Annotated in this window: 21 protein-coding genes; 6 read left to right on the top strand and 15 right to left on the bottom strand. The window is 66.3% G+C overall.

Annotated features, from left to right (window positions below; genetic code table 11):
* Positions 1-5 precede the first annotated feature (5 nt).
* From QZ497_RS04925 to QZ497_RS04875, 11 genes are read right to left on the bottom strand one after another with little or no spacing between them, the layout of a single operon-like run.
* A complete protein-coding gene (locus QZ497_RS04925; RefSeq protein WP_295471647.1) occupies positions 6-599 on the bottom strand; it encodes an outer membrane lipoprotein carrier protein LolA in 594 nt (197 codons plus the stop codon).
* Complete coding sequence (locus tag QZ497_RS04920; RefSeq protein WP_295471644.1) at positions 596-1,021, bottom strand: acyl-CoA thioesterase; 426 nt, start codon at positions 1,019-1,021, stop codon at positions 596-598. The genes QZ497_RS04925 and QZ497_RS04920 overlap by 4 nt, the downstream gene beginning before the upstream one ends.
* A complete protein-coding gene (locus QZ497_RS04915) occupies positions 1,011-2,558 on the bottom strand; it encodes a histidine ammonia-lyase (RefSeq protein ID WP_295471642.1) in 1,548 nt (515 codons plus the stop codon). Before QZ497_RS04915 ends, QZ497_RS04920 begins: the two co-directional genes overlap by 11 nt.
* Positions 2,539-3,477: a glycosyl transferase gene (locus QZ497_RS04910; RefSeq protein WP_295471640.1), complete on the bottom strand. Its 939-nt coding sequence runs from the start codon at positions 3,475-3,477 to the stop codon at positions 2,539-2,541. The genes QZ497_RS04915 and QZ497_RS04910 overlap by 20 nt, the downstream gene beginning before the upstream one ends.
* Positions 3,474-4,208 carry a glycosyltransferase family 2 protein gene (locus QZ497_RS04905; protein ID WP_295471638.1) on the bottom strand — a complete coding sequence of 245 codons (735 nt, stop codon included), beginning with the start codon at positions 4,206-4,208 and terminating at the stop codon, positions 3,474-3,476. Before QZ497_RS04905 ends, QZ497_RS04910 begins: the two co-directional genes overlap by 4 nt.
* On the bottom strand, positions 4,201-5,904 hold the full coding sequence (locus tag QZ497_RS04900) for an acyl-CoA synthetase family protein (RefSeq protein ID WP_295471636.1): 1,704 nt from the start codon (positions 5,902-5,904) through the stop codon (positions 4,201-4,203). Before QZ497_RS04900 ends, QZ497_RS04905 begins: the two co-directional genes overlap by 8 nt.
* 10 nt (positions 5,905-5,914) lie before the next feature.
* On the bottom strand, positions 5,915-6,460 hold the full coding sequence (locus QZ497_RS04895) for a hypothetical protein (RefSeq protein ID WP_295471634.1): 546 nt from the start codon (positions 6,458-6,460) through the stop codon (positions 5,915-5,917).
* Positions 6,457-6,711: an acyl carrier protein gene (locus tag QZ497_RS04890; RefSeq protein WP_295471631.1), complete on the bottom strand. Its 255-nt coding sequence runs from the start codon at positions 6,709-6,711 to the stop codon at positions 6,457-6,459. Before QZ497_RS04890 ends, QZ497_RS04895 begins: the two co-directional genes overlap by 4 nt.
* Before the next feature lie 9 nt (positions 6,712-6,720).
* On the bottom strand, positions 6,721-6,981 hold the full coding sequence (locus tag QZ497_RS04885; RefSeq protein WP_295471629.1) for a phosphopantetheine-binding protein: 261 nt from the start codon (positions 6,979-6,981) through the stop codon (positions 6,721-6,723).
* A complete protein-coding gene (locus QZ497_RS04880; protein ID WP_295471627.1) occupies positions 6,962-7,768 on the bottom strand; it encodes a 1-acyl-sn-glycerol-3-phosphate acyltransferase in 807 nt (268 codons plus the stop codon). The genes QZ497_RS04885 and QZ497_RS04880 overlap by 20 nt, the downstream gene beginning before the upstream one ends.
* Entirely contained in the window at positions 7,744-8,463 is a 720-nt protein-coding gene (locus QZ497_RS04875; RefSeq protein ID WP_295471625.1) for a beta-ketoacyl synthase chain length factor, read from the bottom strand. Before QZ497_RS04875 ends, QZ497_RS04880 begins: the two co-directional genes overlap by 25 nt.
* A 322-nt stretch (positions 8,464-8,785) precedes the next feature.
* Between QZ497_RS04875 and QZ497_RS04870 the strand changes: the two genes are divergently transcribed.
* Complete coding sequence (locus tag QZ497_RS04870) at positions 8,786-9,565, top strand: ParA family protein (protein ID WP_295471622.1); 780 nt, start codon at positions 8,786-8,788, stop codon at positions 9,563-9,565.
* Between the two features lie 21 nt (positions 9,566-9,586).
* On the opposite strand, the gene QZ497_RS04865 is transcribed toward QZ497_RS04870, so the two are convergent.
* From QZ497_RS04865 to QZ497_RS04855, 3 genes are all read right to left on the bottom strand, one after another.
* On the bottom strand, positions 9,587-9,988 hold the full coding sequence (locus QZ497_RS04865) for a PAAR domain-containing protein (RefSeq protein ID WP_295471620.1): 402 nt from the start codon (positions 9,986-9,988) through the stop codon (positions 9,587-9,589).
* A gap of 357 nt (positions 9,989-10,345) precedes the next feature.
* Positions 10,346-11,809, bottom strand: a complete 1,464-nt coding sequence (gene selO / locus QZ497_RS04860; RefSeq protein WP_295471618.1) for a protein adenylyltransferase SelO — start codon at positions 11,807-11,809, stop codon at positions 10,346-10,348.
* A 37-nt stretch (positions 11,810-11,846) separates the two neighbouring features.
* Positions 11,847-12,512 carry a GntR family transcriptional regulator gene (locus tag QZ497_RS04855; RefSeq protein WP_295471616.1) on the bottom strand — a complete coding sequence of 222 codons (666 nt, stop codon included), beginning with the start codon at positions 12,510-12,512 and terminating at the stop codon, positions 11,847-11,849.
* A gap of 264 nt (positions 12,513-12,776) precedes the next feature.
* Between QZ497_RS04855 and QZ497_RS04850 the strand changes: the two genes are divergently transcribed.
* Genes QZ497_RS04850 through QZ497_RS04830 form a run of 5 tightly spaced genes read left to right on the top strand, consistent with a single transcriptional unit; the run spans position 12,777 to position 18,940 of the window.
* Positions 12,777-14,009, top strand: a complete 1,233-nt coding sequence (locus QZ497_RS04850) for an NRAMP family divalent metal transporter (protein WP_295471614.1) — start codon at positions 12,777-12,779, stop codon at positions 14,007-14,009.
* A gap of 19 nt (positions 14,010-14,028) precedes the next feature.
* Positions 14,029-14,802 (top strand): 5-oxoprolinase subunit PxpA, encoded by a 774-nt coding sequence (locus tag QZ497_RS04845; RefSeq protein ID WP_295471612.1) that lies wholly within the window; start codon positions 14,029-14,031, stop codon positions 14,800-14,802.
* On the top strand, positions 14,799-15,593 hold the full coding sequence (locus QZ497_RS04840; protein ID WP_295471610.1) for a putative hydro-lyase: 795 nt from the start codon (positions 14,799-14,801) through the stop codon (positions 15,591-15,593). Before QZ497_RS04845 ends, QZ497_RS04840 begins: the two co-directional genes overlap by 4 nt.
* A gap of 9 nt (positions 15,594-15,602) precedes the next feature.
* Positions 15,603-17,207, top strand: a complete 1,605-nt coding sequence (locus QZ497_RS04835) for a 5-oxoprolinase/urea amidolyase family protein (RefSeq protein WP_295471608.1) — start codon at positions 15,603-15,605, stop codon at positions 17,205-17,207.
* A complete protein-coding gene (locus QZ497_RS04830) occupies positions 17,204-18,940 on the top strand; it encodes a biotin carboxylase N-terminal domain-containing protein (protein WP_295471606.1) in 1,737 nt (578 codons plus the stop codon). The genes QZ497_RS04835 and QZ497_RS04830 overlap by 4 nt, the downstream gene beginning before the upstream one ends.
* A 213-nt stretch (positions 18,941-19,153) precedes the next feature.
* Here the strand turns inward: QZ497_RS04830 and mscK are convergent, their stop codons facing one another.
* Positions 19,154-22,534: a mechanosensitive channel MscK gene (gene mscK / locus QZ497_RS04825; RefSeq protein ID WP_295471604.1), complete on the bottom strand. Its 3,381-nt coding sequence runs from the start codon at positions 22,532-22,534 to the stop codon at positions 19,154-19,156.
* Positions 22,535-22,606 lie beyond the last annotated feature (72 nt).

Raw genomic sequence — 22,606 nt, 5'->3', positions numbered from 1 at the left:
GCCGCTCAGGATTGGAAATCTTCACGCTGCGCGTCGCTCAGGGCTGGAAGGGCGTGGCTGTCGAGCATCTTCAGCACGGTGCGGTCGCCCTGGGTTTCGTGCAGTTCGATCTGCCGCACCAGCTCGCCGCCCTCGATGTCGATCTGCTTGAACACTTGCTGCAGCAGCATCGAACGCGGCACCAGTACCAGTTTCCAGGCCTGCGCGTCGCCGCTGAGCTGCAGCTCGAAGTCGCGCTGCAGGCCGCTGCTGTCACCTTGCAGCACGGCCAGGAACAGGCGGTTCTGTTCGGCACCGGCGCCCTTGCCGGGCAGCTTCTGCCAGCCTTGGGCATCGCGGCGGGCGATGCCCTCGGCGGTGATGCGGTAGTCCTGCTTGAGAGGCGCTTCGAGCAGCCACAGCAAGCCGAACTGCCGCGCCAGCACGAAGTGCCCGGTACTGGTCAGCGGCTGCGGCAGGGCGCGCAGGTGTTTTTCCTGGATGAAGCGGCCCTCGATGGCCTGGGGCCGCGACAACTGTTCGCTCAGTTGTTGCAGGTCGAAGGCCAGGGCCTGGGTCGACAGGCACAGCAGGACCAGGGCGGTGAACAGGTGCTTCATGACAGGGCCCTCTGCACGGCATCGACGAAGACTTTCGGCGAGGCCAGCTGCATCTCGCGGCTGGCACTTTCCACCGCGACCTGCACGGTGCTGGCGCGGGTCAGGCGTTCACCGGTGGCGGCGTCGCTGATCAGGTAGTTGATCTTCAGGCGGTTCTCCCACTCGACCAGGCTGGCGCGCACGATCAGCTTCTGGCCGAACACCGCCGGGCGCACGTAGCGCAGTTGCAGGTCGATCACTGGCCAGCCGTAGCCGGACGCGCGCATCTGCATGTAGTTGTGGCCGATGTGGTCGAGCAGCGCGCAGCGCGCCACTTCCAGGTATTTCACGTAATGGCCGTGCCAGACGATGTCCATCATGTCCACGTCGAAGAACGGCACCAGCACTTCGGTTTCGATGTCGATCAGGCCCTTACCGCGCATACAGCCTCCAGTGGCGTTCGCCGATCCGTTGCAGGCACAGGCGCAGCTCGCCCTCCAGGCCACGGTCGTCGATGACCGGCGCGAACTCCGCCGCCAGTTGCTCGCGCATGGCCGCCAGCGGTGCCGGCAGTGGTCGGGCCTCGGGCGCGCGGCTGCGCAGCCACAGGCCCTGGTTGGCGGCCAGCAGGGTGGCGGCGGCGACCTGTTCGGTGAGTTCCAGCACGCGCAGGGCATCGCGTGCGGCGATGGTGCCCATGCTCACCTTGTCCTGGTTGTGGCATTCGGTGGAGCGCGAGAACACGCTGGCTGGCATGGTCTGCTTGAGGGCTTCGGCGGTCCAGGCGCTGGCGCCGATCTGCACGGCCTTGAAGCCGTGGTTGAGCATCGCCCGCTCGGCGCTGGCCCCGGAGAGGTTGCTGGGCAGGCCGTGGTTGTAGCGCACGTCGACCAGCAGCGCCAGCTGGCGGTCGAGCAGGTCGGCGACGTTGGCCACCAGGGTCTTGAGGCTGTCCATGGCAAAAGCGATGTGCCCGCCGTAGAAGTGCCCGCCGTGCAGCACCCGCTCGGCGTCGCCGTCGATGATCGGGTTGTCGTTGGCGCTGTTCAGTTCGGTTTCGATGAACGAACGCAGCCAGCCCAGGCTGTCGGCCAGCACGCCCAGTACGTGGGGCGCGCAGCGCAACGAATAGCGGTCCTGCAGGCGGTGCAGCGGCGCGGTCGGCGCGTCGATGGCCAGGTCCTGGCGCAGCCAGGCGGCGACCTGGCTCTGCCCCGGATGCGGCTTGGCGGCGAACAGGCGCTCGTCGAAGTGCTCGGGGTTACCTTGCAGCGCCACCACGTTCATCGCGGTGATGCGCGTGGCCAGTTGCAGCAGGTAGTCGGCGCGGGCGAAGGCCAGGCAGGCCAGGCCGGTCATCACGGCGGTGCCGTTCATCAGCGCCAGGGCTTCCTTGGGGCGCAGCACCAGCGGTTGCCAGCCCAGCTCGCGGTGTACGTCCGAAGCGTTGCGGCGCTGGCCACGGAACAGCACCTCGCGCTCGCCGGACAGTGTCGCGGCCACGTACGACAGCGGCGTCAGGTCGCCACTGGCGCCCACCGAGCCTTCCTCGGGAATCAGCGGCAGCACGTCATGGCTGAGAAACGCCTGCAGGCGCTCCAGCAACTCGATGCGTACCCCGGATACGCCGTGACACAGCGACTGCAAGCGCGCCGCCAGCACGGCGCGGGTGGCGCGCGCGTCGAGCAGGCTGCCCAGCCCGCAGCCATGAAAGGTGTACAGGTGGCGCGGCAGGGCTTCGACATGCTCCAGCGGCACCGCGACCACGCAGGAGTCGCCATAACCGGTGGTCACGCCGTAGATCACGCCTTCCTTGTCCAGCAGCGAGTCGAGGAAGCGCGCGCCACGGGCGATGCGCTCGCGATACTCGGCGTCGTCCTGCAGCGCCACGGGGGCCTGGCGGTCGGCGACGGCCAGCACCTGCTCGATGCTTAGCGGGTGGGCGCCGAAACTCACGGGGTCATGAACTTGAGGATTCATCGGGCTTCCAGAAAGGGTAGAAGTTGAACCACTGCTGCGGTGCCTGCAGGCAGTAATGGGCCAGGCGTTCGGCGTAGCGGGCGGCCCAGTGGGCGATCACCTCGGCGCGGTCGCTGCGTTTCCATTGCACGGCGTCGGTGAATGGTTCGAGGATCATCCGGTAGCCCTGGGCATCCTTGAGGCAGAAGAACAGGTTGACCGGGCACTTGAGCAGCCCGGCCAGCAGCCAGGGACCTTGCGGGAAGGCCGCTGGCTGGCCGAGGAAGTCGACCTGCACGGTGCGCCCGCCATGCAGCGGCACGCGGTCGCCGGCGATGGCCAGCCACTCGCCGTTGTCCAGGCGCTGGCTCAGTTGCAGCATGATCGCCGGGTCCAGCTCGCTGACCTGCACCAGGCGCAGGTGGGTGGCTCCCGCCTCACCGAGCAGGCGATTGAAACGCTCGGCGTGCTTGGTGTGCACCAGGACGTTCATGGTCACTTTCTCGCCCAGCTCGGCCAGCGCCCGGCACACCTCCAGGTTGCCCAGGTGTGCGCCGACCAGCATCTGCCCACGCTGGCCGCGCATCTGCCGGCGCAGCCCGGCCGGGTCGTCCAGGCGGATCTGCTCGACGTCCAGCTTGCCGTTCCACACGTCGAGCTTGTCGAGCAACGAGTCGGCGAAGGCCATGAACTGGCGAAACACCCGCCCGGTGCTGGGGCGCAGGCCTGGCTGGCCGCTCCAGCGCGCCAGGTTGCGGTGAAATTCGGCGATGCTGCGCCGTGCGGTGCGACCGAACACGAAGAAATACAGCACGATGCCGTACAGCACCGGCGTGAGCAGGCGCCGACCGAGCAGGCGCACCGCCCAGGCGGTGAGCTTCATCAGTGCAAAACTGCCGCGCTCTTCGCGGTCGGCCCAGTGCCGAGGGTCGCGGCTCATGGACGCACCTTGCGCCACAGCAGCACCGGCAGGCGCAGCAACATGCCGAAGAACAGCTTGGCGTGCATCTTGGAAATCAGCGCATTGTCGTGGAACAGGCGAAAGTGCGAGCGGCCGTCGGCGGGGTAATGGACGCGGATCGGCAGCCAGAGCATCGGCTGGCCGCGCCAGAACAGGCGCACCAGGATCTCGGTGTCGAAGTCCATGCGGCGGCCCAGGTGCACCGCATCGATCAGGCGCAGTACCGGCTTGAGCGGGTAGATCCGGAAGCCGCACATCGAGTCGCGGATCTGCAGCGACAGGGTGTTGATCCACACCCACACGTGGGTCAGGTAGCGCGCATACAGGCGCCCCTTGGGCACGCTGGCGTCGTACTGCGGGTAGCCGCATACCAGCGCCTCGGGGTGCTGGTGCGACAGCTGCAGGAAGCGCGCGAGGTCGCTCAGGTCGTGCTGGCCGTCGGCGTCCACCTGCAAGGCATGGCTGTAGCCGCGCTGCGCCGCTTCCTGGAAACCGGCCATTACCGCACCGCCCTTGCCCTGATTGACCGGCAGGCGGATCAGGTGCACGCCGTCGCGCTGCGCCAGCGCCTGCAGCACCTGGGCGCAGGCCGGGCCGCTGCCGTCGTCGACCAGTACGCAGGGCAGGCCGGCCAGGCGCAGTGCATCGACCACGTGGGTGACCGCGTGTTCATGGTCGAACACCGGGATCACGGCGCAGGGGTTATGCATGCTCGGGCTCCGTGGCGATCGGCCCTTCCAGCAGGATGCGGCCACTGGAGCAGGGCTGCTGGTCCAGGTTGTGATAGGCGAAGTGCAGCTTGTTGCGGGCGCTATCGAAGCGCAGGGTCAGGCTCAATTGGTCGCCGGGGCGTACCAGTTGCTGGAACTTGATCACTTCCATGCCGGCGAAGCGCGGGGGCAGGTTCAGCAGGCGCTGGCCCAGTTGCACGGCCCAGTCCAGCTGCACCACGCCGGGCAGCACCGGGGAGCGCGGAAAATGCCCGGTGAAGAAGGCCAGGTCGGGGGGGACCCGCAGGTCGAGGTGCAGGCCGTCGTCGCTGCGGTGTTGTGCCAGCAGTTCCGGCTCTTTGCCCCGCGGCGCGGCCAGCAGCGCGTCGATACGTGCCTGGGGCAGCTTGCCTTGGGTGTTGAGCGGCAACTGGCCCAGCAGCCGCCAGCGGCGCGGCAGCGCCAGGGCTTCGCAGTGGCCACGCAGGTGCTCGCGCAGTGTTTCGGTCAGGGCTCGGCGACCGCCCTCGCGCAAGGCTTGCAGGCCCGCCGCGCTGAGGACCGCCAGCACGCCGAGGTAGGCGCGGCGTTCGCGCACCACGCCCAGACGCGCCTCGCTGACCCAGGCATGGTTGGCCAATGCCTGCTCCAGTGCCGGCAGGGCGATGCGTTTCTCTTCCAGTTTGACGATACGGTCGAGGCGGCCGAGCAGCTCGAAGCGCCCATCGGCCTCGAAGCGGACCGCGTCGGCCGTCTGCTCGACGTGCCCGACGGGCAGGTACGGCGAGCGCACCTGCAGGGCGCCCTGGTCATCGCCGCTCAGCTGCACGCCGTCGAAGGCCTGCCACAGCGGCTGGCCCTGGCGCCAGGCGATACCGCCGGTTTCCGAACTGCCGAGAATCTCGCAGGGCCACTGGCCCAGGCGCTGCTGCAGGCTTTGCGCGGCGTCGCCGGGCAGTGCACCGCCGGAAGAAAACACCCGGCGCACCGCGCTCAGGGCCGGCCAGTCGAGGTTGTCGCCCATGCGCTTGAGCAGCGCCGGGCTGGCCACCCAGGCGAAGCGCGGGTACTGGCGGCTGACGCGCTGCAGGTCTTCGGGAAAAGGCACTGGCAGGCGCACCCACTGACGCCCGGCGCACAGCGGCCACAGCACGCGGAACAGCAGGCCGTAGATGTGCTGGGCGGCGACGCTGCCGATCATGCAGGCATCGCCCAGCTGGGCGCCCCACAGGCGTTCCAGGCCGCGCACTTCGTTGTCCAGCTGGCGCAGGCGTTTGTCGATGCGCTTGGGCTCGCCGCTGGAGCCTGAGGTGCACAGGCTCAGCTGGCAGGCGTCGAGGTCCAGGGCGGCTGGCGCCAACGGCGCGCTGGTGCACAGTTCGGCCAGGCTGGCGTCGCCGGCGTGGGGGCTGAGCCACAGGTCGACCTGCGGTGTCCAGCGCTCGCGGGTCTGCGCCTGCAGGTCGGCAGGCAGCAAGACGCTGGCCCCGGCACGCCAGGCGGCGAACAGCGCGACCACCAGTTCCCCGGCGTCTTCCAGGTGCACGGCCAGGCGCCGCACCCCGCGTTGTTGCAGGGCGGCCGCGGCGCACAGTGCCTGGTAGCGGAACTGCGCAAGGGTCATGTCCGGCGCCTGGCACAGCAGGCGCTCGGGCTGCTCGTCGAGCAGCAGGTGTTCAAGGTTCGACCAGTTCATCGCATTCACTTCAAGCACCGCCTCGGACCCGGCGGCGGACCATCCATTCGCCTGCGAACAGCAGGCCCATCAAGACGTAGGACAGCAATCCGGTCCACAGCGCCCACCAGTGCAGCGGCGCCCACAGGGTCAGGGCGGTCGTGGTCAGGCCGTTGAACAGAAAGAACCCGCACCACACCCAGGTCACCTGCCGCGTGTAGCGCACCCCCGACTCGGGCATGTCCGGCTCGCGCAGCCGCGCCAGGCGTTCGACCAGCGGCGGCCCCTGAATGAGGCTGCTGCCGAACAGGCCGAGCATGAAGACGCTGATCAGCACCGGGTACCAGCGCAGCAGCACGGGGCTGTCGAGCAGCGCCAGCAGCAGGCAGAAGCCCAGGGCGACTGCCGCCATGGCCAGGGTGCCGGGGCGGCGCTCGCCGCTGAGCAGCCGCGCCAGCCACAGGCCGCCCAGCAGCAGGGCGAACTGCCAGGGGGCGAAGTGCTCGATACCCAGGTAGACCACGATGGGGTAGAGCACACCGGCCAGCACCAGCAGCAGGCCCGCCAGCCGCTTCATGCGGCGGGGCTGACCATGCGGTAGACCGCTTCGACCACGTCGTTGACCGTACGCACCGACTTGAATTCCTCGGCGGCGATCTTTTTTCCGGTCTTGCGCTTGATGTGGTCGATCAGGTCCACGGCATCGATGCTGTCGATTTCCAGGTCCTGGTAGAGGTTGGCCTCCAGGGTCACACGCTCGGGCTCGATCTCGAACAGCTCTACCAGCGCGGTGCGCAGGGTTTCGAAGATGTCGTCACGGGTTTGCATGATCAATCCTCAGGCCGATTGCCGGGCGCTGACGAAGGCCGCGAGGCTGTCGACGCTGGTGAAGTGCGAGCGGGTGTCCTTGGCTTCGGCGTCGATCTTGATGCCGTAGCGCTTCTGGATGGCCAGGCCCAGTTCCAGGGCGTCCACCGAGTCCAGGCCGAGGCCTTCGCCGAACAGGATCTGGTCGTCGCCGATGTCCTGGGTGGTGATGTCTTCGAGGCCCAGGGCATCGATGATCAGTTGCTTGATGTCACGGTGCAGATCGCTCATCTGGGGCGAGCTCCTTGATGAAATAGTCGTGCAGGTAATCGTTGAGCTTGCGTGAGGCCAGCGGTGGCGGGCCCATCTCGTTGAAACGCTGCGGATCGATATCGGTACCGACACGCAGGCTGAAGTGCACGCGGCGTTGCGGTATGCGGTACCAGGGTTCGGCTTTGGTCAGGGTGGTGGGGTGGACCACGATGGTCACCGGGGTGATGACCTGCGCCCCGCGCAGGGCGATGGCGGCGGCGCCGCGGTGGAAGGCTGGCGGCTGACCCGGCGTGGTGCGCGTGCCCTCGGGAAAGATCACCAGGGTCTGTCCGGCCTGCAGGCTGCCGACCGCCAGGTCGAGCATGTCGATGCTGCCGTCGTTGCTGACGTAACCGGCGCGGCGCACCGGCCCGCGGGTGCAGGGGTTGTCCCAGAGGCTGCGCTTGACCACGCAGTTGGCGTCGCGGACCAGGCCGATGAGGAACACCACGTCGATCAGCGATGGGTGGTTGGCGATGATCATCTGCCCTGGCCGGCCGAGCTTTTCGGCACCCTGCACCTCGTAGGTGAGTACGCGCAGGCGCGCCATGATGCGGATGAAGCGCCAGAACAGCAGGCTGATGGTGTAACGCGCGCGGCGCTGATGGCTGGCGGCGTCACCGGGCAGACAGGCCAGCACCGGAAACACCAGCACGCGCAGGCACAGGCCGCCCAGACCGAACAGGGCGAAGCTGGCAGCGGTGGCCAGCAGGCGCCAGTAATAGGCATCGCGGTGCTTGCTCAGTGATTGCGTTGCCAGGTCCATAAACGCTTCTTCCACGGATGTTGGCAGGCAGGCTGATCGGCATGCAGGGTCTGGAGCAGACTCAGGGCGTGTGGCCAGCGCGAAGGCTGCGCATCCGCCCCGGTGCTGTCCAGGGACAGGCTCCAGGTGTCGCCGGGGGTCAGCAGCAGCCCCACGGCATAAGGAAAGGGCACGTCGTCGATCCACTGGGCGTAGGCTTCGGGCGGTCGCTCTTCGGTGATGATCAGCAGCACCGCGGCAGCGCCTTCGGCGAGCAGCGTGGCGGCCTCGAGAACCCCGTGCTCCAGGCCATCGCCAGCGGCGGCCAGGGCCGTCATCTCGCAGGTGGCGCCGCGCATGATCGACCACAGGCCGATCACCGCGTTATGCACCGACAGGCTGAACTGGGTCGGCGACAGCGGCTCGCCGGCGGCCAGGTCGCGCAGGATGTCGAAGGTGCGTGGGGTTTCGCCATGGCGCGAGACGAACACCAGGGGCAGCTGCTCATGGTCTTGCGCCAATGGCCAGCCGACGGCGAACGCCATGCGTGCCATGCGCCCAAGGCGACGGCGCTGCATGGCCGGCAGGAAGGATACGTCCGGGGATTCGTCGTGATCGGGCAGCGGGCGGGGCGCCAGGCTCCACTGCTGCCAGTCTTCGACGCTGGCCAGGCCAGGCGCCCAGGCACGCCATTGTGCGATGTTGAACGTGATCAAAGTTTATTCCCGCCCCTGCGGACTGCTTCTTTTCGTCCCGGTGACACGGGGACGACACCGACCTTGGCGTGACTATTGACCGAGTGCGCGCATTATCCAGATGGGGGTCCGGAGTAGCAAATTTGTTACACATTATCTGTGTGCCGCATCGCTATTTCCGACTGAAGGCAAGCCTGGCGGGTGCCTGAAGAGCGAGCTGCCGTCGGAATCCGGTGCTGTTGGGCGTGGCGAACCCGGTTGTCATATGGATTGCCTAGACTCGCATGGCACTACGGTCCACACTGACCTGTTTCCAATTTTTGCCAATCCGGGAGGGCGAACGATGCGCCGTGTGGTGTTCAATCAGAAAGGGGGTGTCGGCAAGTCCAGCATCGCCTGCAACCTGGCGGCTGTCAGTGCCAGCGAAGGCTATCGGACGCTGCTGATCGATCTCGATGCCCAGGCCAACTCGACCCATTACCTCACCGGCCTGACCGGCGATGACATTCCCATGGGCATTGCCGAGTTCTTCAGGCAGACCCTGGCGTCCGGCCCGTTCACGCGCAAGAACCAGGTGGATATCTACGAAACGCCCTACGACAACCTGCATGTGATCACTGCCACGGCAGAGCTGGCCGAGCTGCAGCCCAAGCTGGAGGCCAAGCACAAGATCAACAAGCTGCGCAAATTGCTCGAAACACTGGATGAAGACTACGAGCGCATCTATATCGATACCCCGCCAGCCTTGAACTTCTATGCGGTTTCGGCGCTGATCGCCGCCGACAAGGTGCTGATTCCTTTCGACTGCGACAGTTTTTCGCGCCAGGCGCTGTATGGGCTGATCAAGGAACTCGAAGAGTTGAAGGAGGACCACAACGAGGCGCTGGAACTCGAAGGCATCATCGTCAACCAGTTCCAGCCTCGCGCCAGCCTACCCCAGCAGATACTCGACGAGTTGCTGGGCGAAGGCCTGCCGGTGTTGCCGGTGTATCTCAATGCCTCGGTGAAGATGCGCGAATCCCATCAGGTGGCTCAGCCCCTGATCCATATGGACCCGCGCCATAAGCTGACACAGCAGTTCGTTGAATTGCATCACCACCTGGAAAGCCAGTCCCGGTATTGAATCGCGTCGCGAGGGGATTGTTCAGGATGTCGTCATGGTACGCATGACGCGCTGAGGGTAGCAGCCTTCCTTGATTTCCCGGGTCAGGCGCTCGGCCTGGGCACGGGCGTTCTCGGCCATATCGGCGGGAATGTCGATGGTGGCTTCCATGTCGGCCTTGAACTGCTGTTGCGAGGCCTTGACGCTATTGCTGCCAGCCTTGCAGCCGCAGGATATACGGTGACCGTGGGTGGCTACGGCGACCTGCCCGTCGACCCAGGTGGGGTTGCCCTGGGCGATGTAGCCGACTTCACGGCACGCCGGGCACCAGACCGGGTCGCCCATGCGGGCAATGCGAAACAGGTCGATGGCCTCGCTGGCGGACCCTGCCAGCACGAAACCGCCGCTTGTGGTGGGGTCGCCTTCCCTGACTACGAATGGCATGGCGTGGTTTCCTTCTGTAAGAGTGGGAGACCGATGCTAGGGCCTGAGTCGGGTTTCGTAGAGTGGGGGCAGGTGGTTAAGGACCGTTCCTACAGCAGAATCAGCGGTGGCTTGCGCTGCCCGGTACAGACATCGGTAAGAGCGGTGATACCGCGGAAAAACGTCCCGGCTCCAGCCAATATGGGTCAGTCAGGCGCGCTCTGGCTTTTGTTGGAGCTTGCTCGCGAAGAGGCCGGGAAAGTCACTGCATCTGCGCTGAACATGAGGCAGCCTTCGCGAGCAAGCTCGCTCCCACGGCTGAACTGACGCTTAGTGCATCTGAAGCCAGTCCAACAGGTCAGAAATACCGGCGGCGGGTCAGGACGAGCAGCTGATTTCCAGGTGCTTGCCCCAATCCGGCGGCCGTTTGGCGTATTCGGCCATGCCGGGCTGTTCGGTGAATGGCGTGCTCAATACTCGGTGCAGTTGCCGCACTTCGCTGTAGTCGCCCTGTTCCGCCGCTTCGATGGCCTTCTGCGCCAGGTAGTTGCGCAGCACATACAGCGGGTTGACCGCATGCATCCGCTCGCGGCGCTGTTGCTCGGTGCCTTCCGCCTGGCGGCCCAGGCGCTCCAGCAGGCTTTCGCCCCAGGCATCGAAACCCTGGATGTCGATGAAGTCGTCACGCAGCGTGCGCAACGCGTCGGCAGCCGGGCGGTCGCCCAAGCGGCGGAAGAACAGGTTGTAATCCACGCCGCCCATCTGCATCAGCTGCAACAGCCGGGCGATGAGTTCGGCGTCCTGTTCCTCGGCATGGGTCAGCCCCAGGCGGCGGCGCATCAGGTCCAGGTACTGGGCCTGGTACAACGGCAGGAACAGACCGATGGCCTCACGCAGCGCCTCGACGCTGATGAACGGCGTCAACGCCTGGGCCAGGGCGCTGAGGTTCCATTGGGCGATGGGCACCTGGTTGCTGAAGGCATAGCGGCCTTCGTGGTCGGAATGGTTGCAGATGAAATGCTGGTCGAAGTCGTCGAGGAAGGCGTAGGGGCCGAAGTCGAAGGTGATGCCCAGAATCGACATGTTGTCGGTGTTCATCACGCCGTGGCAGAAGCCATAGGCCTGCCACAGGCCAAGCAGCTCGGCGTTGCGCTCGACGATGTCGCGGAACATCGCCAGCCAGGGTTCGTCCTGCTCCAGGCAGTGCGGGTAATGGTTGGCCAGCACGTACTCGCCCAGTTCTTTCAAGCGCTCGGGCTGTTTGGTGTAGTAGAAGTACTCGAAGCTGCCGAAGCGCACGTGGCTTTGCGCCAGGCGCAGCACCATGGCCGCGCTTTCCTTGCGCTCGCGCCACACCGGGGTGCTGGAGCCGATCACGCAGGCTGCGCGGCTAGTGGGAATGCCCAGGGCATGCAGCGCTTCGCTGGCGAGGAATTCGCGGATCGACGAGCGCAGTACCGCGCGGCCATCGCCCATGCGCGAGTAAGGCGTCTGCCCGGCACCCTTGAGGTGCAAGTCCCAGTGCTGGCCGGCATCGTTGACCACTTCACCAAGCAGCAGGCCGCGGCCGTCGCCCAGCCGCGGCGTATAGCCGCCGAACTGGTGTCCGGAATAGACCATCGCCCGCGGGTCGGCGTCGGCCCACAGCTTGTGGCCGCTGAACACTTCGGTGAACAGCGGCGCTTCGGCGTCGGTGCAGGTCAGGTCGAGCAGCGCCAAGGCTGCCTCGCTGGCCACCACCAGGCGCGGCTCGTCGATGGGTTCGGGCAATACCTGGGTGGAGAATGCATCGCCCAGGCGGGCGAAGCGGTTGTCGAAATCGAGTTCGTCGAGGGCTTTCACAGGCTGTTGCCTCCAGCTGTATAGGTGAAGCGGCTGCTTAGCGGCTGAGGCTGCGCTCGTAGGCAGCCAGCACGGTGCGCTCGGACTGCACCAGGTAGCCTTCGAGCAGGTGCGTCGCTTCTTCGGCACGGCCCTGTTCCAGGCGTTCGAGAATTGCGGCATTCATATCGACATAGGGCGAGTGGAGGAATTCGGGGTTTTTCAACAGGCCGAAGGCCAGGCGCAGCTCGGCGGAAATCTGCCCATAGAAGGCTGACAGGCGCGGGCTGTCGGCCATTTCCACGATGGCCCGGTGAAACATCATGTTGGCCGTACCCACCGCCACCCAGTCCTTGGCCTCACGGGCGCACATGCCGCTCTCGACGGCTTCGCGCATGTGTCGTGCGCCCGGGTGCTGTGGATAACCCTGTGCCAGGGCCTTGCACTCGATGAAGCGGCGCACCCGGTAGATATCGATGATCGACGCCATGTCGGGCACCGCCACGGTCACACCGCGATTGGGCGCGTGCTTGAGCAGGCCTTCCTGGGTCAGGACCCTGAACGCTTCCCGCAAGGTATTGCGCGAGATCTGCAGGCTTTCCGCCAGCGCTGCTTCAGAGAGCCGCTGGCCGGGGACCAGCTCGCCCTCGACCAGCATTCTGCGCATTTCTTGGGTGATGGATTCTCCCAGCGTGCGTGGCTGTGGAGAGCAAGCGTCGTTCATAGAAGGTCCAGGATGAGAAAAAGCCTGCTGATGTTCCCTGAGTGCTGGAGGGCTGGCAAGCAGCAAGGAGGGGCGCCATGCTCCATCAGGTAGCACGGCTGGGTCGAAGGGTAACAATTTGGTGCGTATAGCCTGACTATTCGATCATCATTGTTGAACAATATTCTCTTGTTTCTCCTACGTTAGAAGGTCTAAGAGTGGTCATTGGCATGCTCATTGCTCAATTCTCTGCTGCCTGCTCTCCCCCTATCCAGGAGCGATGCCGTGACACAGACCGCCACAGAGTTTACGAAAGCACGTCGATCTTCCCTGATCGCCGCCATGTTCATGATGACGACTTCCGCCATCGGCCCAGGTTTCCTGACCCAGACCGCCACCTTCACCGCGACCCTCGGTGCAGCCTTCGCCTTCGGTATCCTGGCCTCGATCCTCATCGACTTCGTCGTTCAGCTGAATATCTGGCGCATTGTCACCCTGACCCGCATGCGCGCCTCGGACCTGGCCAATACGGCGATTCCGGGTAGTGGCTACTTGCTGGCAGCCTTGGTGATTTCCGGCGGCCTGGTGTTCAGCCTCGGCAACCTGGCCGGCGCCGGCCTGGGCCTCAATGCGCTGACCGGCCTGGATCCGGTCTGGGGCGGGGCACTGAGCGCCTTGCTGGCGATTGCCATCTTCTCGTCGCAGCGCGCTGGCATCGCCATGGACCGCATCATGATCGTGCTGGGCGTGCTGAAGATCTCGCTGATCGTCTTCGCCTGCTTTGCGTCGCACCCGCCACTCGGTGAGGCGCTACGTCAGTCGGTATGGCCGGACTTCATCGACTTCGCCTCCATCACCACCATCGTCGGCGGCACCGTCGGCGGCTACATCACCTATGCTGGCGCACACCGTCTGCTCGACCGCGGCACCGTGGGTGTAGAGAACATCGATGCGGTGACCAAGGCGGCCCTGAGCGGCATCCTGGTCACCGGCATCGCCCGCTACGTGCTGTTCCTGGCGATTCTCGGCGTGGTCGCCAGTGGCGTGGTCATCGACGTTTCCGGCCAGGGTGCCAACCCGGCCGGCCAGGCCTTCGGCGCCGCCGCCGGGCAGTTCGGCATGCTGATGTTCGGCCTGGTGCTGTGGGCCGCGGGCATCAGCAGCATGATCGGTGCGTCCTACACTTCGATGTCGTTCATCACCGTGTTTTCGAAGAAAATCAGCGAGCGTGCGCGTAACCTCGCGACCGTGGGCTTCATCGTCCTGGCGCTGGTCTGCTTCCTGCTGCTGGGCAAGCCGCCTGCGGCGCTGCTGGTGTTCGCCGGGGGCTTCAACGGCCTGATCCTGCCCCTGGGCCTGAGCATCTTCATGTACGTGGGCTGGCGCCGCGCTGACCTGATGGACGGCTACCACTATCCGCGCTGGCTGCTGGTGCTGGGCGCGCTGACCTGCCTGCTGTCGTGGTACATGGCGTTCAAGTCTGCCAAATCCATTTTCGCCTTCATTGGCGCTGCCTGATTCCTACGGAGAACCGAACATGCGAACCATCGACATCAACAGTGACCTGGGCGAGAGCTTTGGCGCCTGGAGCATGGGCGAAGACGCGGCGATTCTCGAAATCGTCAGCAGCGCCAACGTTGCCTGTGGCTTTCACGCCGGTGACCCGGCCGGCATCCTGCGCACCCTGGAGGCGGCGGCGGCCAGGGGCGTGGCGGTCGGCGCGCATGTCGCCTATCCCGACCTGGTCGGCTTCGGGCGGCGCAACATGGACATCGGCTCGGCCGAGCTGAGCGCCGATGTGATCTACCAGATCGGCGCCCTGCAGGGCCTGGCGCGCAGCGTCGGCACCCAGGTCAGCTACGTGAAGCCGCATGGCGCGCTGTACAACACCATCGCCCAGAACCGCCGCCAGGCCGATGCGGTGATCGACGCGCTGCTGCGCCTCGACCCGACGCTGAAACTGGTATGCCTGGCCAATTCACCGCTGCTCGGCTGGGCCCGTGAGGCCGGTTTGCAGTGCGTGGCCGAGGCGTTTGCCGACCGCGCCTACACCGCTGAAGGCACCCTGGTGTCGCGCTCACGGCCCGGCGCCGTGCTGCACGATGCCGAACTGATCGCCCGACGCATGCTGCGTCTGGTCGCCGAAGGCGTCATCGAAGCCGAAGACGGTCGCCAGATCCCTCTGCAGGCCGACTCGATCTGCGTGCATGGCGACAGTCACGACGCGGTGACCATCGCCCGTACCCTCAAGGCCGGGCTGCTCGCCGCTGGTGTGAACATCCGTGCATTCAGCCAGGGCCAAGCATCATGAACGCACTGCAACGCGCCCGTGAGTCCGCTGCCGCCGCCCGCGCCCGTTACCGCGCCGGTGAAGTGGCGCCCACCGCCGGCCAGGCCCCCGGCCTGACCCAGGCCAACCTGATTTCGCTACCGCGCGAATGGGCCTATGACTTCCTGCTGTTCGCCCAGCGCAACCCGCAGGCCTGCCCGATCCTCGACGTCACCGAGCCGGGCAGCCACCAGACCGTGCTGGCCGAGCAGGCCGACTTGCGCACCGACATTCCGCTGTACCGGGTGTGGCGCGACGGCCAGCTGGTCGATGAAGTGCAGGATGCCTCGCCCCTGTGGGCGCAGCAGGGCGACCTGGTGAGCTTTCTGATCGGCTGCAGTTTTACCTTCGAAGCCGACCTGCTGGAGGCCGGCATCGACGTGCGGCACATCAGCCAAGGCTGCAACGTGCCGATGTATCGTTCCAACCGCCAGTGCCGGCCCGCCGGCCGGCTGCAGGGCGAGATGGTGGTGTCGATGCGCCCGATCCCGGCCAGCCGGGTGTCCGAGGCGGTGAAGATCACCGCGCGCTATCCGGCGGTGCATGGCGCCCCGGTGCATATCGGCGAGCCGCGTCTGCTGGGCATCGAGGACATCGCCAGGCCGGACTTCGGTGACGCGGTAGCGGTGCACGAAGGCGAGATTCCGGTGTTCTGGGCCTGTGGGGTCACGCCTCAGGCCGTGGTCATGGCGTCTCGCGTGCCGTTTGCGATCACGCATGCGCCGGGGCACATGTTCATCACCGACGTGCCCGACAGCCATTACCACGTATAGGAGAGCCCCATGCGTTTCTATCCGGTCAACCTGGACGCCCTCCTGGTTGAATTGGCCAATCTGGACGAGACCCTCGCGCTGTTCGATTCGTTGCAGCAGCAGCCCATCGCCGGCGTGCAGGAGATCGTCCCGGCGGCGCGGACCCTGCTGGTGCAGTTCCGCCCGGGCGCCATCGGCCCTGAGGTCCTGGCGGCGCAGATCGCCGCGCGGGATATCCATGGCCCGGCGCGCCAGGCCGGGCGCCTGGTGGAGATTCCCGTGCATTACAACGGCGAAGACCTCCAGGACGTCGCCCGTGAGCTGGACATCAGCGTCGAAGAGGTCATTCGTCGCCACACCGGCAGCGACTACAACGTGGCCTTCTGCGGCTTTGCGCCGGGCTTCGCCTACCTGAGCGGCGGCGCCGGCTTCGTGGTGTCGCGGCGCAGCACGCCGCGCACGCGCATCCCCGCCGGGGCGGTGGCCCTGGCCGGTGGCTTCAGCGGCATCTATCCACAGGCCAGCCCCGGCGGCTGGCAGATCATCGGCGTCACGCCGCTGAAAATGTGGGACCTGCAGCGTGACGAAGCGGCGCTGCTCAAGCCCGGCTACCGGGTGCGTTTCCAGGATGCCGGTCCATTGCCGACGCAGAGCGTGACAGTGCCGGTCGCCGAGCGCCAACCCGCTGCGCCGGTCACGGGCGACTGCCTGGAAATTCTCTCGCCGGGCCTGCAGACCCTGCTGCAGGACCTCGGCCGGCCGGGCCGCGCCGGGGAGGGTATCTCCGCCTCCGGAGCCATGGACCGTAGCGCGCTGCGTTCGGCCAACCGCGCCGTGGGCAATGACCCTGCCACGGCCTGCCTGGAAATCCTCATGGGCGGCCTGAGTTTCACCTGCCATGGCCAGGCGCTGGTCGCGCTCACGGGGGCCGAGGCGGCCATCGAAGTGCGCAGCGCCGAGGGCCAGGTGCTGCATCCGCCGCTGTACCAGCCTTTCGCCCTGCACGACGGCGACCGGGTCAGCATCGGCTCGCCCAGCGCCGGCCTGCGCAACTACCTGGCGGTGCGCGGCGGCTTCAGCGTGGCGCCGATCCTCGGCAGCTTGTCCACCGACACCCTGGCGCAGGTCGGCCCGGCACCGCTGGCAAGCGGCGACCGCCTGGGCTTCGAGCGCCAGCCTGGTGGCCGGGCGGTGTCGCTCAGCGAGCAGCCGGCTTTCGCCATGCCGCGCCGTGACCAGCTGATTACCCTGGATGTGGTCATGGGCCCGCGCAGCGACTGGTTCACCCCGGCGGCCCTGGCGCTGCTCGCCGAGCAAATCTGGCAGGTCACCCCGCAGTCGAACCGCATCGGCATCCGCCTGGCGGGCGAGCAGAGCATGGAGCGCGCCGTGGGTGGCGAGCTGCCCAGCGAAGGCACGGTGGTCGGCGCCATCCAGGTGCCACCCAGCGGCCAGCCGGTGCTGTTTCTTGCCGACCACCCGCTGACCGGCGGCTACCCGGTGATCGGTGCTGTGGCCAGCCACCACCTTGACCTGGCCGGGCAGATCCCGGTCAACGCGCGCATCCGCTTCAACCCGCTGGCGGCTTTCGAACCCGTGCTTCCCGTTTCTCCAGACGAGACCCAGAACAAATGAAAAAGGTCCTGATCGCCAACCGTGGCGAAATCGCCGTGCGTATTGCCCGAGCCTGCCGTGATTACGGCGTCGCCTCGGTAGCGGTGTACGCCGACGGTGACATCGACGCCGTGCATGTCGGTGCCGCCGACGAAGCCTATGCGCTGCAGGGCGAGCGCTCCACCGACACCTACCTGAACATCGACAAACTGCTGGCCGTGGCGGCGCGTGCCGGTGCCGATGCCGTACACCCCGGCTATGGCTTTCTCTCTGAGCGCGCCGACTTCGCCCGGGCGGTGATCGATGCCGGGCTGACCTGGATCGGCCCGGACCCGGCGACCATCGACGCCCTGGGCGACAAGGTCCAGGCCCGGCGCATCGCGCTGAAGGTAGGCGCTCCGCTGGTGGCCGGCACCGAAGACCCGGTGGCCGATGCCAGCGAGGTCGTGGCATTCGCCGAACAGCATGGCCTGCCGATCGCCATCAAGGCCGCCTTCGGCGGCGGTGGCCGTGGCCTGAAGGTCGCCTGGCAGCTGGAGGAAGTGCGCGAGCTGTATGAGTCTGCCGTACGGGAGGCCACTGCCGCCTTCGGCCGTGGCGAGTGCTTCGTCGAGCGCTTCCTCGACCGCCCACGGCATATCGAAGCGCAGATCATCGCCGACCGCCATGGCCAGGTGGTGGTGGCCGGCACCCGCGACTGCTCGCTGCAACGCCGCAACCAGAAACTCATCGAAGAGGCTCCGGCGCCCTACCTGGACGCCGCGCTGCGTCAGCGCATCCATGACTCGGCCCGCGATATCTGCGCCGCCGCCGGTTATGTCGGCGCCGGCACCGTGGAATTCCTGCTCAGTGCCGACGGCACCCTGTCGTTCCTCGAGGTCAACACGCGCCTGCAGGTCGAACACCCGGTCACCGAAGAAACCAGCGGTATCGACCTGGTCATCGAGCAACTGCGGGTCGCCGAGGGCCTGCCGTTGTCCTTCGAAGGCACGCCGGTGCCACGCGGCCACAGCTTCGAGTTCCGCATCAATGCCGAAGACGCTGGCAACGGCTTCCTGCCCACCCCCGGACTGATCGAGCGCTTCCAGGCGCCCTCGGGGCCGGGCGTGCGTCTGGACACCGGAGTAGCGGAAGGCTCGCGGGTGTCGCCGAACTTCGACTCGATGATCGCCAAGCTGATCGTCACCGGGGCCACCCGCGAGCAGGCCATCCGCCGCGCCCGGCGCGCCCTGGCAGAGTTTCGTGTCGACGGCGTGGCCACTGTGCTGCCGTTCCATCGGGCGGTGATGGACCACGCGGACTTCACCGCGCCAGACACCTTTGCCGTGCACACCCGCTGGATCGAGACCGATTTCGCCCGCGACATCAGCATCGCACCGCGCAGTGCTGCCGTGGCGGAGGCCGGGGTGCTGCGCACCTTCGTCGAAATCGACGGCAAACGTCATGAGCTGGGCCTGCCCGCCGCGTTGTTGCGTGGTGTGAGCCTGGAAGGCAGCGCGCCGGTGGCGGCGACCACCAGCGCCGAAGCGGTCGACCCGCAGGCGGTGCTGGCACCGGTGGCGGGCAATCTGCACGCCTGGGTGGTGGAGGAGGGCACGCAGGTCGAGGCCGGGCAAGTCGTCGCGGTGATGGAAGCGATGAAAATGGAGACTTCGATCGTGGCGCCCTGCGCCGGGACACTGGTCATCGAACAACAGCCCGGCGGTTACTTCGACGCCCGTACGGTGATCGGGCGTATCGCAGCCACTGCGTAACGGCATGTGGCCCGGTGGGAACGGCTGTAGCCGCAATACGGTTCGATTAAGCGCTTTGCGGTTCTGTGGGAGCGAGCTTGCTCGCGAAGAGGTCGGCAAAGTCACCCCATTTGTTGTGAGCATGACGCCGCCTTCGCGAGCAAGCTCGCCCACGGTCTAACCGAATTGCAGTCCAGGCCGCTCCCATCGTTGGGCAGTGGCCAAGGCTGGCATTCAGTCCAGTCGCGTTTCCGGCGGCTCCGGGGCGTCCTTGGGGGGGTTGTCCAGGCTGGGGGCTGGCGTCGGGTCCGGGTCCTTGGCCTGAGGCGTGGGGGGCTCGACCGGCACCAGCTTCAGCTCGCCGCCGTGGATGTTCTTCAGGTAGACCTCCATCTGCCGGAACGAGATGTTGATCTTCTGCTTCTTGAACTCGCGGCTGATGAAGCGGTTGATCTCGTCGAGCACCGGGTTGCGGTCGCCCAGGTCGCGGACATGCATGCGCAGTTCGTGGTCCAGGGTGCTCTCGCCGAAATTCAGGAAGTACACGATCGGCTCCGGCTCCTTGAGCACCCGCGGGTTGTCACGGGCGGCCTGCAGCAGCAGGCTACGCACCAGCTCCAGGTCCGAGCCGTAGTCCACGCCCAGTTTCAGCGTGACCCGGGTGATGGTGTCGGTCAGCGACCAGTTGATCAGTTGGCCGGTGATGAAGGTCTTGTTGGGGACGATGATGTCCTTGCGGTCGAAGTCGGTGATGGTCGTGGCACGAATGCGGATCTTGCTCACCGTGCCGGACAGGTTGCCGATGGTGATGGTGTCGCCGATGCGCACCGGGCGTTCGAAGAGAATCATGATGCCGGAGATGAAGTTGGCGAAGATCTCCTGCATACCGAAGCCCAGGCCCACCGACAGTGCGGCGACCAGCCACTGCAGCTTGTCCCAGCTGACCCCGAGGGTCGACAGGGTACTGACGAAACCGACCCCGGCGATGGTGTACGACAGCAGCGTGGTGGTGGCGTAGGCGCTGCCCTGGGCGAGGTTCATGCGCGACAGCACGAAGACTTCCAGCAGGCCCGGCAGGTTGCGCGCCAGTATGAAGGTGATGGCCACGATCACCAGCGCGCCGAGCATGTCGCCCAGGCTGATCGGCACCATGCTGATATTGGCTCCGGTGCCGCTGGTGTATTCGTACAGGGTCACGTTGTCCAGGTAGGAGAACACCGTGATCAGGTCGGCCCAGACCCAGTACATGGCACCGATGAACAACGCCATCAGGGCCAGGCGGATCAGGCGCAGCGACTGCTGGTTGACCTGTTCGATGTCCAGCTTGGGTTCTTCGACCGGTATGTCGCCGTCGCCGTTTTCCCGCGCCGCCTGGCGCTTGGCCAGGGCGCGCTGGTAGGCCAGGCGCCGGGCCGCGACGTTCAGGCCACGGATGAACGCTGCCTCGACCACCAACCACAACAGCAGCAGGTAAAGGGTGTCGATCAGCCGGTCGGTGAGCTTCAGGGCGGTGTAGTAGTAGCCGAAGCACACGGCGATGAACAGCGCCACCGGCATGGCGGTGTAGGCCATGCCCAGCGCCTTGCGAAACAGCGAAGCGTTGTGATGGGTAGGGCTGGAGAGCAGCAGCCGGCCCAGCAGCAGGGTCATCAGCGCGTAGCAGCTGAGCACCACGCCGATGCCCAGCACGTCGTCGGCCAGCGCCGCCGGCTGGTGCTCGGCCACCGCCACCACGGCGACCAGCGCCAGCACCACCAGCCCCAGGCGCCGCACCCAGCCGCGCAGGAACTCTACTTGTGATGGCTCCCAGCGAAAGTGCAGCTGGGCGACGCCGTCCGGGGCGAGGATCCGGTAGGCGGTGTAGAACATCAGCCAGGTCAGGCCGATTTCCTGCAGGGCCACGCCGAGGTTGGCGTTCTGTCCACGGGCGTCGATCTGCAAGGCATAGCCGCACGAGGCCAGGGTCAGCGCCACCGGCATCGCCAGCAGCACGTTGATCAGCAGCGCCGCCGGGGTCTTCCACTGGTTGTCGCGGCGGAAGTGGCCGATGTCGGCATGCAACTGGTTGAGCTTTTCGTACAGGGCCTTGCGCCGCCAGGTGAGCAGGCCGATGGTCAGCAGCAGCGGCAGGAACACCAGGGGCCGCTGCACCAGGCCGTCGAGCAGTTCGCTGAAGCTCGACGCCCAGGGCAGGGTGGAGACCTGCTTCTTCAGGCGCGGCCAGATGCCCTGGAACCACTCGGCGTCCAGCGGCTTGTTGCTGGGGATCCAGAACATCTGCTCGTCGAGGGTGGCGCGCAGGCTGATGGCGGTGCTGATCAGTTGCTTCTGGTTGAGCTGCAGGTTGATCGATTCGTTGAGCAGCGCGGCCAGCAGTCGGTTGAGGCGTTCGAGCAGGTCGCTGCGGGTCACTGCCAGGTCCATCAGGGTGCGCCGCAGGGCCGGGGTGACTTGTTCGCTGGGCTGGCTGGCCAGCAGCTTTTCCACGTAGTCGAGCGGCGTGCTCATCTGTTCGCGCTGCTGGTTGACCTCGAACTGGTACAGGCGGATGTCGGCGATTTCGTCAGCGAGGTTCTTGTCCACCTGCAGATGCGGCAGCGACTGCTTTTGTTTGTAGAGGATCTTCGACAGCAGCAGGCTGCCGCTGAGCACGTTGATCTGCTCGTCCAGGGCCTGGTCGGTCTGGGTCAGGTTGTCCAGCTGCTGCTTGGTCTGCAGGTTGCTCTGGGTCAGTTCGTTGAGGCGTTCGGTGCCGCGCAGCAGGTAGTCGGAGAGTTTCAGGTTGGCAGCGCTTTCGCTGGCCAGCACGCTGCTGCCACCGGTCTTCTGCGCTTCCCTGGCCAGGTCTTCGACGGTCTTCTGCGACTGCGCGCGACGCTTGTCATTGATCAGGGTCTGCAGGTCCTGGATTTCCTGGTCCTGGCGCTGCACCTTCTCGTTCAGCAAGTCGTGCTGGCTGTTGCCCAGGTCCTGCAACTGACTGTTGCCGGCCAGCTCCTGGCGGCGCAGCTGGTTGAGGGCGCTGAGTGCGGCGATCTCGGCGTTGTACAGGTTGCGCTGGTCGCCGCTGAGCGGCTTGCCGCCGTCCTTGCCGTTCTTGAGCAGGGTGTTGAGCTGCTGGATGCGTGTCTGGTTGCTGGAGATTTCCGCCTGGGCGCGTTCAGGGCGGGTCTGGGCGGTGAGGATCAGGTTGCTGGCGTCGTTGAGCGCCTTCTGCTGGTCGCTCTGCTGGGTACTGCGGTCGCTGAGCAGCTGTTCGAGCTGCGGCACGTCGAGGTTGGCGTAGCGCTGGGCGACCGGAATCACCTTGCTGTTCTTCAGGCGATCGAGTTCGCGCTGGTTGTCGATGATCTGCCGCGGCGCGCGGTCCAGCTGCTGCTTGAGCGCGGCGAGCTTCTGCTCGCTGTCGTCCTTGCTGTCGAGAAAGCCCAGGGTCTGCTCCAGCACCTGTTGCAGCGCCTTCTGGTCGGCGTCGGACAGCTTGCGGTCGGCGATCTTGTCCAGGCTCTGCTGGACGCTGTCGCGGTTGGGCGGGTCGGCGGCCAGCGCCGCGCAGGAAGTGGTCAGGCAAAGGCCGAGCAGGGCGGCGGCCAGGAAGGTGCGCAAGGAAGACATAGACACCGATCGCTTGCAGAAACGGACAGGCGCGCAGTTTAAAACAATGCCCCCGGCAGGGGGCACTGGCAA

Source organism: uncultured Pseudomonas sp. (assembly GCF_913777995.1).
Taxonomy (GTDB): Bacteria; Pseudomonadota; Gammaproteobacteria; order Pseudomonadales; family Pseudomonadaceae; genus Aquipseudomonas.
The sequence above is the reverse complement of the archived record's forward strand: the minus strand, read 5'-3'. Positions and strand labels throughout refer to the sequence as shown.